This window comes from Bacillus sp. MYb78 (genome assembly GCF_002975115.1).
Taxonomy (GTDB): Bacteria; Bacillota; Bacilli; order Bacillales; family Bacillaceae_G; genus Bacillus_A; species Bacillus_A cereus.
The window spans coordinates 118,497-126,255 of the sequence record NZ_PCOB01000016.1; the positions used below are offsets into that span (position 1 = coordinate 118,497).

The window sequence follows — 7,759 nt, forward strand, 5'->3', positions numbered from 1 at the left end:
CCTACTTTAAAATATTTTCGAATAGTTCATCGGCTGGAACGGTTTCTTTCGTCATTCCTTTGTCCTTCAGCCATTTATTTTGTTTCTCCCAAGATTCTTTTGAATCTGATAAAAATGGCTCATCTTTCGTTTCCATCTTCTCTAATAAAATTTTCATACTTTCCTTTTCAACTTCTGGCACAAGTGGGAAGTTTTCTTTTTCTTGATGATTTAATAAAATATTCAATGCTTCATCTGGGTTTTTCTTCATGAAATCATAGCCTTTTTTCGTACCACGTAAGAAAGCTTGCAACGCTTCTTTATCTTTTTTCAACGTTTTATCACCTGTTACAAACACAAGTTCATGATAGTTCGGTACTCCGTAATCAGCTGGATTAAAGTAAGCTGGTTCATGGCCTTCATGACGCATAACCGGTACTTCATGATTAATGTATGCCCCTGTTACCGCATCCACTTTTTTCGTAATTAAGGCTGGTACTAAATCAAATCCAACATCAACTACTTTCACTGTATCAGGATTACCACCAGCTTCTTTTACCATCGTTTTTAAATACATCTCACTTAAAGGTGTTCCAGAATATCCTACTGTTTTTCCTTCTAAATCTTTCGGTGATTGAATACCCGCTGATTTCAGCGATACGACATGATTTAATGGTGAACGTACGACAGCCCCAATTGATTTCACTGGAATTTGCTCATTTGCTCTTGCCATAACAACATCTGGCTGATAATACAAGCCAACTGTCACCTTCCCTGCTGCTGCCAATGTTAATGGATCAGTCGGATTAGAAGGGAATTTAATATTTACCTTTACACCTTCTTCTTTAAAGTATCCTTTTTCAATTGCTGCATAGATAAAGCTATGTACCGCATTTGGATACCAATCTAACATGACTGTTATTTCTTTCTCTTTTTTACTTTTGTCTGATGCTGAATTACTCGAGCATCCTGCAATCATTGCAATTAATAATGTAAATACAAAGATGCGCTTTAAAAATTTCATGAATGCTTCCTCCAACTAATGAATTTCTTTTCTAATATGGAAATAAGTACGACGAAGAAAATAGCTAATAATGATAACAATACAATGGGTGCAAATACGCCAGCTCCATCTAACTGCGTCATCATTCTCTTACTGAAATATCCAAGCCCAGCTTGTGCACCGAGCCATTCTCCAATTGCTGCTCCGATAACACTAAGCGGAACTGCAATTTTTAAAGCTGAGAAAAAATAAGGAAGAGCAGACGGCAACTTTAATTTAAGAAAAATATCTCTTTTCGTTGCTCCATATGTAACTAAGAGCTCCTCCCATTCTTTTTTCGTACTACGCAGTCCATCATACGTATTGACCGCAATCGGGAAAAACGTAATTAAAACTGTGACAACAACCTTACTCCAAATTGTGTATCCAAACCATAAAACAAATAGCGGAGCAAGCGCAGTAATCGGAATCGTTTGTGAAGCAACTAATAATGGATAAAATGCTCTTTCCATCCATGTACTCGCATTCATTAACATCGCTAGCCCTACACCTAATACGATAGAAATAACAACACCTATTAAAACGACGTATAACGTTGCAGGTAAATGAACCGTAAATAATATGTCTTTTAGTTTCCATATCTTCATTACAATCGCAGACGGTGACGGTAAAATGTACATCTCATCTACAATTCTTGCTCCTATTTCCCACACAGCTAGTAAAATACTAGAAAGTGTAATAGCAGGAACTAATTCTTTTAATCGGTTCATCACACAAGTACCTGCCTTTGTAACATACTAAGAAGCTCATCTTTCAGCGCTAATACTTCCGGTTTATATAAATCTTTTCGTGTTCTGTTATGATCAAGTGGTACAATCCGCTCAGTCAAAGTCGTTATCGGCTGCTGTTCCACTACTAAAACTCGGTTCGAAAGAAATAACGCTTCTTCAACATCATGAGTAATAAATAAAATTGTTTTTTCCCACTCTTGCCATTGTTCAAACAGCCATTCTTGCAAAGAGGCCTTCGTTAAAGCATCTAACGCGCTAAACGGTTCATCTAATAACAATATCTCCCCGCCCGTTAACAAAGTTCGGATAAAAGATACGCGTTGCCTCATACCACCAGATAAATCTTTCGGATGTTTTGTCTCATATCCTTGTAAACCAAATTTATATAACAGTTCCTTTGCCTTTACTTGTGCTTCTTTCTTCTGTACACCTTGGCACTCTAGCGGCAGAGCAGCATTCTCAATAATTGTTCTCCACGGCAAAAGCATATCTTTTTGCGGCATATATCCTACAGGATGGTGCTTTGTTTCTGTCAGTTCTATCTTTCCAGTACTTACCTTCTCTAGGCCTGTAATAAGGCGAAATAAAGTACTTTTCCCACATCCACTCGGTCCGATAATACTGACAAACTCTTTCTCATGTATAGAAGCATTTAATTCATGGATGATTGGTTTCTCATCGTAATGAAAAGAAACATTATGAAACTGTAGTATGTTCTTGCTCCTCAAATCCCCACATCTCCTTACGATAGGACATATCCCAGAATAAATATTCAAATCGACTGGAATATAAGAAAATCTCCTCTAATCTATCTAGTTCTTTCTCAGACTTTCCAACTGCCATTTCATTTAATAAATCTATTAACCAAATACAAAGATTACCGTATTCTTCCGAACTATATCCTTGAATCCACTCACCAAAAAACTCATGATCTCTTGCTCCAGGAATATCATTTAAACGCTTTCCAATTTCCCAGTAGCTCCACATACATGGAAGAAGCGCTGCTATTAATTCTGCAAGTGTGCCATTTTGAGATACAGACATCATGTAATTTGTATAAGCTAAATTTTTAGCAGATGGTTTTGCAGACTCTATCTCCTCTATAGAAATTCCAAGTCTTTTTGCATATTGTTTATGGATTGTCATTTCGCCATTTAATATTCCATCAATTTGTTCAGCGAACTTTCCCATTACTTGTGGATTCGTTGCTTTTACAACACCAATCGCATATAATTTTGCATAATCTAGCAGATATAAATAATCTTGAATAATATAATACTGAAATTTATCTTTTTCTAACGTGCCATCTCCCATACTCACTACAAACGGATGATTATGACTCATCTCCCAAACCGGTTGCACAGTTTCTAATAATCTATCGCAAAATTTCATTTCTCTATCCCCTTTCAATATATGTATCTAAATAAAAAACCACTTCTATATATACGAAGTGGTTACAGCAAATAAAATTATACATTTATTCGATGTTCCACTTCCCTTCGCTAGTATTACCTAGATCAGGTGTTATAAGGGTTAAGGATTATTCCTCTCTCAGCAAATCAAGCACCCCTAGTGGTTTCAATATGAAATTTTCAAATAAAAAAGCCCCGTTTCTATACGCAAAGAAACGGGGACTCATTGTTAGTGTCCGAATTGCTTCCCTACGCTAGCATAATCTAGATCAGGTAATAAAAAGGATCAAAGGCTTACGGCCTACTCTCAGCTGGCAACACCAGCTCTCCTAGCAAACTATAAAATTATCACTGTCAGTATAACACCCTAATAAGACATCATCAACTATTTTAATTTTCTTAATTATCAACAAAAAATTAAAGTTATACAATACATACATTCTATTTTAGAAAATAAAACTCCAATTAATTGTTTAAAAAGGAATCATTATCCTCAAAAAATTTATTTTTATATTGATTTCATATTACATTTATGTGAATACACCCACTATATTATATCTTTATACTATAATAAAATTACAACTATACAACTAGAGGAGGTCTCTATTCCATGAATATGAAAGCTACTGCTTTAACAGCAACTACTGTAGCGATTGCTTCTTTACTTCCTTCTATGGGTGAAACAAATGTACAAAAAGCAAACGCTGAACAATTATCTAATGTTAAAACTGGGTATGTCAAAGTCGATCAAGTAGCATTACATACAGAAGATAACGTAAAGAGCACATCAATTGATACAATTCGCTTTAATACAAAAGTGAACATCCTTGAAACAACTAATGGTTGGTATAAAGTATCTGTTCATAATAAAGTAGGTTATGTACAAAAAGATGCTATTTTACTAAAAAACAAACTTCAATCTAATGATCAATACATCGTCAATGCTAATGCATTAAACGTTCGCTCTGAACCTAATTTAGAATCTTCCATTTTAGATGTATTACCAAATGGCAAGTTTATTACCGTTCAAGAAGATCAAGGCGAATGGTATAAAATATCACATAATGGCCAAACGGGTTACGTACAAAAAGCATTCATCTCTAATGGTTCACAACCCTTAGTAAAAGGAATCACCGTTCAAAATAATACAAAATATACTGTTGCAACACCTAATCTGAATGTACGTAGCAACACTAGTACAAGTAGCGCTCTACTCGGTTCATTACAAAACGGTACACAAGTACAAGTAGTAGAAACTGTAGGAACTTGGTATAAAATTCGTTTTGGCACAGGATACGGATATGTAGCAAAACACTATGTAGTACAAAATCAACCACAGACTAAAACAGATCAGCCTTCATCTATTCCAGCTGCTTTCAAATTCCCTGCTCAAGGAAGAATTAGCTCAACCTTTGATATACGCTGGGAACAAATGCATTATGGTATAGATATTGCTGCTCCAGGGAACGTCTCTATCCAAGCTGCTGCTGCAGGTAAAGTTGTGAAATCTTATTATTCAGCTAGCTATGGCAATGTTGTGTTCATTGCGCATCAAATCAATGGGAAATTATATACAACTGTTTATGCTCATATGAAGGATCGCACTGTACAAACTGGTGATCAAGTACAAGCTGGACAATTAGTAGGTCATATGGGCAACACAGGTCATTCATACGGGCAACATCTTCATTTTGAATTACATAATGGAGAATGGAATTTTGAAAAAACAAATGCAGTAAATCCACTGCCATATTTAGTTAGGTAAATTGTATGCCACGCAATATACCTCTTATAATTGAATACGCAGCCTTTTTAGGTTTAATCTGTTGTTTAATCATTTACAATACAAACATTGTATTTTTATCTATTATTATTGCTTTTGTTGCATTAGAAATTATGATGGAATCATTTCAAGTGCAACTAAAACAAAAAATTGCCCATATTTATAACGCTATATTTCTTTTGAGTGCTCTCATAACAAATATAATTAGTAATGGCTTTTATTTATCTACTGTATTTCCAGTATTCTTTATGGCTGTTTTATTATTTGTAGCTAGATATATTAATGTCCCTTATAACCAAAAACAAAAACAAGAAGCTTAGAAAGAGGAGACACTGTGTACCAATCTTTCAAAGATACTCCAATAAAATACATATTGCTTTTGTATAAGAAAGCCAATACTTTTTTTGGTATACAAGGAAGTTATACTGCACAACTTCTCCTATATGGAATGTTGTTTCTTGTTTTAATCACTTTCTCCTTGTTTTACTAACAAAAAAGGATCTCACATAAACTGGAGATCCTTTTTAATTTATATTAATTTTTCATATCGAAAATATTGTTTATCCACAAGCATATTTTTCATAAATAAAGCTCAGATTATATTTTTTCTCTAAGCTCATTCGTTGTTCGTCATCGCACCAATAGAAAAGAATATCATGAATCGTTGCGTAACGCTTATTTTTAAGAAATAGCCTAAAGAATGATGGTAAACAATCATGTAATTGTATAAATATATAATTGCGTAGTGTTTCTTCTTTATATTCAATGCCCTTACAAATATACAGTAATTCTTCACAATAATATGCATGCTGTGGAACTTGTATCATCTCGAAAAATGGCACATAAGATAGTAGCTTTCCAATAAAATGACCGTATCGATCCATTACTCCTATCGTCATATGCTCCATCATTTCTTTCATTACATATAAATAATCATCTACATGTGTTGTCTTTAATGGGTCTAAGCGATCGGAAATTTGAGATAATACAGCTCTTTGACATGCTAAAACTGCCTGACTAGGTCCATAATATGATAGGAAATCTGTACACTTACGATATTTCCGTAATAAATCATGTGTATATAAATCATATACGAAAGTATTACAATACATTGCTAAACTCATCATATCACTATTTAATTGCTCTTTTGATAATGATTTCGCTCTCTTGCACATATAAAAGAATGTAAATTCCAATACTTCTTTATGAGATAATAAATGTTTACAATCGGTTATACATTTCTCATTAAATTTAACTCTATCCCAAATTTCAATATCCCTATCTGTCAATTCACCTATACGATATTTAATAATTAAATAGTTTAAAGCAACTGATTGCGTCAAAAGATCCCATGTTTCATATTCCAATGAAGTATGAACAAACTCAGCTAATCCTTGTGCTATCATAAAAGCATTTGCCTCTTCATACCAACCAATCTCTTGGCATAAGCGAAGAATACGCACTAAAGTTGGAATTTCATCTTTATGAAACTGCGGTAAATTCTTTACTTTATTCATGCCATATACGATAAATGCCGCTAAATTTTCTTCTTTATAAAATTCTTTCTCTTTCCATACTAATATAGTTCGTTCTTTCCCCTCACCTTTTGGGTGACAAGGTACAAGCAAAGAAAATAATTCAGCAAAATTATTTGGTTCTATATATGTATCTGTAACCAAATTCCAATTTGGATCGCCCTGTACAGCCTTCATATAATTCCCCTTCCCTTTTCATCTATGTAGGAAATATTAATTTATTATCGTACCACTAAAAATTAATATTGTTATATTCGAAATCTCTCATAATACTTATATCTATCAGTATATCATCTTTTCTCTTATTAAAAATGAAGAATAACAAATTTAAAAAAACTGTGGAAATTATTAACCATATCCTTATTATATAATGTCTCAGATACATCACGCTAACATATTAGTTTAATCCATATATACTAGAATAATGCATCTGAGCTTTATATATAATTTAGCTCTTTATGAGTGACCATTAAAATCTCGGTTAATTAAAGTTTCAATTTACTCTGTACGCTCTGAGATTTCGCTCAAGGCAAATCCAGCTTGATCATCTGCCGATTCCCTTATAGCTAAATCTCCTAGTGCTAACATGCCAATAAGCTGACCACTATCAACTACTGGTAACCGTCTAATTTGATACTGTGCCATTAGCTCTGTAGCTTTTTCAATAGAATCATTTGGAGAAACTGAGATAATATTTGTTGTCATTACATTTGTAATTTTATTAGATCCAGGATGTTTTTCAGCAATCCCTCGAACAACTAAATCTCGATCAGTAACAAGCCCAACAACCTGCTCATTTTCAACAACAGGAATTAACCCAACCGATTCTTCCTTCATTTTTACAGCTGCCTCATATACATTGTCTAGCGGTGTACAATGTACAATATGGGTACTCATTAAGTCTCTAACTCGTGTCATTATTTATTTCCTCCTTTTTATACATACCATAGCTTTTCCAAAATTCCTTTATTTATTTCTGGAAAGTAAAATGATAAAAAGGATCAACAAAATAAAAAAGAGCCAGCATAATGCTGACTCTTTTTTGTATGACCCGTACGGGATTCGAACCCGTGTTACCGCCGTGAAAGGGCGGTGTCTTAACCACTTGACCAACGGGCCATGGCTCCGCAGGTAGGACTCGAACCTACGACCGATCGGTTAACAGCCGATAGCTCTACCACTGAGCTACTGCGGAATAATATATGGTGGGCCTAAATGGACTCGAACCATCGACCTCACGCTTATCAGGCGTGCGC

The 7,759-nt window shown here is 34.4% G+C and carries 8 protein-coding genes, 2 tRNA genes and 2 riboswitches; of the genes, 2 read left to right on the forward strand and 8 right to left on the reverse strand.

Annotated features, from left to right (window positions below; all coding sequences use genetic code 11):
* Position 1 precedes the first annotated feature (1 nt).
* Genes CQ064_RS24470 through tenA form a run of 4 tightly spaced genes read right to left on the reverse strand, consistent with a single transcriptional unit; the run spans position 2 to position 3,165 of the window.
* A complete protein-coding gene (locus CQ064_RS24470) occupies positions 2-1,003 on the reverse strand; it encodes an ABC transporter substrate-binding protein (RefSeq protein WP_000670421.1) in 1,002 nt (333 codons plus the stop codon).
* On the reverse strand, positions 1,000-1,752 hold the full coding sequence (locus CQ064_RS24475) for an ABC transporter permease (RefSeq protein WP_001080857.1): 753 nt from the start codon (positions 1,750-1,752) through the stop codon (positions 1,000-1,002). Before CQ064_RS24475 ends, CQ064_RS24470 begins: the two co-directional genes overlap by 4 nt.
* Positions 1,752-2,501, reverse strand: coding sequence for an ABC transporter ATP-binding protein (locus tag CQ064_RS24480; RefSeq protein WP_001256790.1), 750 nt, complete (start codon positions 2,499-2,501; stop codon positions 1,752-1,754). The genes CQ064_RS24475 and CQ064_RS24480 overlap by 1 nt, the downstream gene beginning before the upstream one ends.
* Complete coding sequence (gene tenA / locus CQ064_RS24485; protein ID WP_000666843.1) at positions 2,470-3,165, reverse strand: thiaminase II; 696 nt, start codon at positions 3,163-3,165, stop codon at positions 2,470-2,472. Before tenA ends, CQ064_RS24480 begins: the two co-directional genes overlap by 32 nt.
* A gap of 85 nt (positions 3,166-3,250) precedes the next feature.
* Positions 3,251-3,354: riboswitch (TPP riboswitch) on the reverse strand.
* A gap of 60 nt (positions 3,355-3,414) precedes the next feature.
* Positions 3,415-3,526, reverse strand: a riboswitch (TPP riboswitch).
* 269 nt (positions 3,527-3,795) lie between these two features.
* Here tenA and CQ064_RS24490 point away from each other — a divergent pair.
* Both CQ064_RS24490 and CQ064_RS24495 read left to right on the forward strand, forming a co-directional pair.
* Positions 3,796-4,950, forward strand: coding sequence for an SH3 domain-containing protein (locus CQ064_RS24490; protein ID WP_001056046.1), 1,155 nt, complete (start codon positions 3,796-3,798; stop codon positions 4,948-4,950).
* Between the two features lie 5 nt (positions 4,951-4,955).
* On the forward strand, positions 4,956-5,288 hold the full coding sequence (locus CQ064_RS24495) for a hypothetical protein (protein WP_001137817.1): 333 nt from the start codon (positions 4,956-4,958) through the stop codon (positions 5,286-5,288).
* Between the two features lie 240 nt (positions 5,289-5,528).
* Here CQ064_RS24495 and CQ064_RS24505 read toward each other — a convergent pair whose 3' ends face one another.
* The 4 genes from CQ064_RS24505 to CQ064_RS24520 all read right to left on the reverse strand — a co-directional run bounded on the left by CQ064_RS24505 (position 5,529) and on the right by CQ064_RS24520 (position 7,698).
* The gene (locus CQ064_RS24505) at positions 5,529-6,680 is read right to left on the reverse strand and encodes a DUF3965 domain-containing protein (RefSeq protein ID WP_000648915.1); all 1,152 of its coding nucleotides are present in this window, start codon (positions 6,678-6,680) and stop codon (positions 5,529-5,531) included.
* A 321-nt stretch (positions 6,681-7,001) separates the two neighbouring features.
* Positions 7,002-7,421: a CBS domain-containing protein gene (locus CQ064_RS24510; protein ID WP_000199012.1), complete on the reverse strand. Its 420-nt coding sequence runs from the start codon at positions 7,419-7,421 to the stop codon at positions 7,002-7,004.
* A gap of 129 nt (positions 7,422-7,550) precedes the next feature.
* A tRNA-Glu gene (locus tag CQ064_RS24515) sits at positions 7,551-7,622 on the reverse strand.
* A gap of 1 nt (position 7,623) precedes the next feature.
* Positions 7,624-7,698: transfer RNA gene (locus CQ064_RS24520), tRNA-Asn, on the reverse strand.
* Between the last annotated feature and the right edge of the window lie 61 nt (positions 7,699-7,759).

Bases quoted from the DNA above. Each gene is read 5' to 3' on its own strand.
- CQ064_RS24475 (WP_001080857.1), bottom strand. From the start codon at position 1,752: ATGAACCGATTAAAAGAATTAGTTCCTGCTATTACACTTTCTAGTATT.
- tenA (WP_000666843.1), bottom strand. From the start codon at position 3,165: ATGAAATTTTGCGATAGATTATTAGAAACTGTGCAACCGGTTTGGGAG.
- CQ064_RS24495 (WP_001137817.1), top strand. From the start codon at position 4,956: ATGCCACGCAATATACCTCTTATAATTGAATACGCAGCCTTTTTAGGT.
- CQ064_RS24490 (WP_001056046.1), top strand. From the start codon at position 3,796: ATGAATATGAAAGCTACTGCTTTAACAGCAACTACTGTAGCGATTGCT.
- CQ064_RS24470 (WP_000670421.1), bottom strand. From the start codon at position 1,003: ATGAAATTTTTAAAGCGCATCTTTGTATTTACATTATTAATTGCAATG.
- CQ064_RS24510 (WP_000199012.1), bottom strand. From the start codon at position 7,421: ATGACACGAGTTAGAGACTTAATGAGTACCCATATTGTACATTGTACA.
- CQ064_RS24505 (WP_000648915.1), bottom strand. From the start codon at position 6,680: ATGAAGGCTGTACAGGGCGATCCAAATTGGAATTTGGTTACAGATACA.